The 2673-nt window shown below is 25.7% G+C and carries 3 protein-coding genes; all 3 read right to left on the bottom strand.

All coding sequences use genetic code 11. From position 1 onward, the window contains the following. Positions 1–131: 131 nt before the first annotated feature. On the bottom strand, positions 132–695 hold the full coding sequence (locus tag ACW9UN_RS16940) for a DUF4411 family protein (protein WP_459487551.1): 564 nt from the start codon (positions 693–695) through the stop codon (positions 132–134). Beyond that, on the bottom strand, positions 695–1792 hold the full coding sequence (locus tag ACW9UN_RS16935) for an ImmA/IrrE family metallo-endopeptidase (RefSeq protein ID WP_459487550.1): 1098 nt from the start codon (positions 1790–1792) through the stop codon (positions 695–697). Before ACW9UN_RS16935 ends, ACW9UN_RS16940 begins: the two co-directional genes overlap by 1 nt. A 278-nt stretch (positions 1793–2070) precedes the next feature. Beyond that, positions 2071–2454 (bottom strand): hypothetical protein, encoded by a 384-nt coding sequence (locus ACW9UN_RS16930; protein WP_459487549.1) that lies wholly within the window; start codon positions 2452–2454, stop codon positions 2071–2073. Positions 2455–2673: the final 219 nt, after the last annotated feature.

The following is a 2673-nucleotide window of genomic DNA, read 5'->3' as shown; positions in this document are numbered from 1 at the left end:
ATAAAACATAACGTTGTTGTATAAGATTAGTTGCGTGTTTTAAGCACTAAAGTTAGCAAATAAATCACAGATAGAAATTCCGCGAGGACTTTCGTAAATAAGCTAAAACCAGCAATTAATTTTATACGGTGTTAGGCACTGGTATTTTTAATTCGAACGTTGATTTCTTTATTGAATAACTTTATTAATTTAGGTAATCCAATACATTCAACATTTAATTCTTTACAAATCAAAGGGATTTTTTTGAATAATTTATTGTCATTATTAGAACTTGTTTCCTCAGTTACAACTGTGATTTGATTATCTAAAGTTTTTGAGATTTCTATTGATTTAAGAATTATTTTTGCATCAGCTGATTTGAGAAAATCATTTGTTAAAGATTCAATATCTGTTTCTGATAATAATCTTTTTTGGAATTGATTACAAAACTGATTATCTAATAAGTTATAAAATTTCCTAGTTGGAAGTAAACTTGCTGTTTTTGTAATAAATTGTTTGTCAATTATAAAGTCCAATTCTTTTGTAACGATTTTTTTTGAAACATAAGAACATTCTATTGATACTTCTGATAATAATATAAATTCTCCGCCTCTAATTTTTTGTTTGAAAAAATCATAAATTACAGAATTATTATCAAAAGGTTTGTAGTATCTAACTAATGAAACCCAAGTACTTGTATCAATTATAAATCTCATTAGATATATTTATCAATTTTTTCAGGTTTAATATTTAGTTTTTTACAAAAGTCATATTCATTAATAACTCCACCATATAATGCGGTTTGTAATGTGTTTACAAATAGTGGTGAGTTAATAGGTTTAGGAACAGAACCACCTTTTTTTATTCCTGAAATTTTATCTAATTCCTTTTTTTTGTTTTCTTCCTCTATTTTCTTTTTATAAAGTTCTTCAAGTTCATTTTTGACATTGTTATAACCTTTATAAGAAATCTTTTTAGAATACAGCAATCTTGTATATAATGCTAATGTGCTTAAGTTAGTTTCTTTTGAAATTCTTTGAATTAAATCAAAATGATAATCATTTGATGAATCTGCCTTATTTAGACCTTCAATAGTGTTTGCATAATTTCCAACTAAAAAGAAATAAGAAAATTCATTACACCAATTTTCTATTTTACTTAAATCTTTTTGAGATATTGATTTAACATCAACTTCTTCAATTTCTTCTTCATTAAGTAAATAATGACCTAACTCGTGAATTAAAGTAAAGATTTCTCTTCTAAATGATTTTTGTTGTCGTTTTAAAACAATCACATTTGGGTTTAGATAAAAGCCATTAATATTTGCAGTATCTTTTTTATTCCAAGTTTCTATAAACTCAAATACCATTATATTGTTTTCTGCAAACGTTGATATAAGTTCTTTTAAAAAGTCTCTTAAAATTGGCGAAAACTCATTCGGATATAATAAATCCCTAATTTCCTGAGCTACTTTTCTAGGACTATCTTTTATTGAGAAAATTGGAATTTTTCGCTCAAATTGTATGTCAGATAGTTTAGATATTGCAGTTAATGAATTTTTCAAATCTTCAAACTGATTCACGATTTTCTTAGCTCCAATATTTAAGTCAGAATTGAATTTATCTTTTCTAAAAAAAATACTAGCATCTTTGTTTTCTGAAATTGGTCGAGGATTAATATAGTACTCAAGACCTTTATTGAAAACTTTATCAATTTTCTTTAAATGACTAATTTTAATTTCACTAGAGTATAAGTCATCCTTAGTTATTGGGTTTTTCAGGCCTTCGCTGATTTTTTCCAATAATTCTTTCAAAGTTATTCTGTATAACTTTAGAAGATAATCTATTCGTGATATGTTGTGTTCAATTGTCAAGAATCTTTCTAGTGTTTTTTTACTAACTGCAAAGGTACATTTTTTTACTGAATTTTCATTCGTGGGTTACTTGTGCCTAACGTGTTTGTACAAGGTTAGTTGCGTGGTTTAAGCCTTAAATTTGCTAAATAATTACTAACAAAGAAAATCCGCGAGGATTTTCGTAAGTAGGCAAAAAGCAAGCAATTAATTTTGTACGGTGTTGTAGCACGTTTTTTTCATTCTAAAATTTTTGTAAAATCAACCGTGTTTTGAAATTCATTATATTTTCCAAGGTCTATTTTACTGAATTTCGGATTTTTCTTTGAATAATAAACAGTGAATTTTTCTCCTAAACAACCTTTTTTCCCATTTTCACATTTAAAAAACGAAATTCCGATTTGATTAGTATATCTTTTTCCTTCAACAAAATATTCATATATAATTGCATAATCTAAATTTGTTTTATGCAAAAATTCGATTACTTCTCCTGTGGTATTTTCCTTATTATTCTCAATCTCATTTTGACCATAATACTGATAAAAAATTCCAATAATAACAACTATTAAAATTAGAGCAAGAATTAATTTTCCAGAAAACTCGTCATTTTTAAGTTTTTTCAAATTGCTTTTAAGATTCATTGTTTCACAAATATTCTCTTCAAGACTAAAATTGTCTCATTTTATTAATTTCCAATTTTACTATTTTTAATATGTTATTTCAATATCTCTTTTTCTTATTATTTCTCATTTTTTAAATGTGCTACAACGTTTATGTGTATTAAAAGTTGCGATTTTGTGCCATCGTTATTTTCCGAAGGAAAATATAAGATTGCAAAAAAA

This window comes from Polaribacter litoreus (assembly GCF_054584775.1).
Note: the sequence above shows the minus strand (reverse complement) of the source record. Positions and strands in the feature narration are given on the sequence as shown.

Bases quoted from the DNA above. Each gene is read 5' to 3' on its own strand.
- ACW9UN_RS16940 (WP_459487551.1), bottom strand. From the start codon at position 695: ATGAGATTTATAATTGATACAAGTACTTGGGTTTCATTAGTTAGATAC.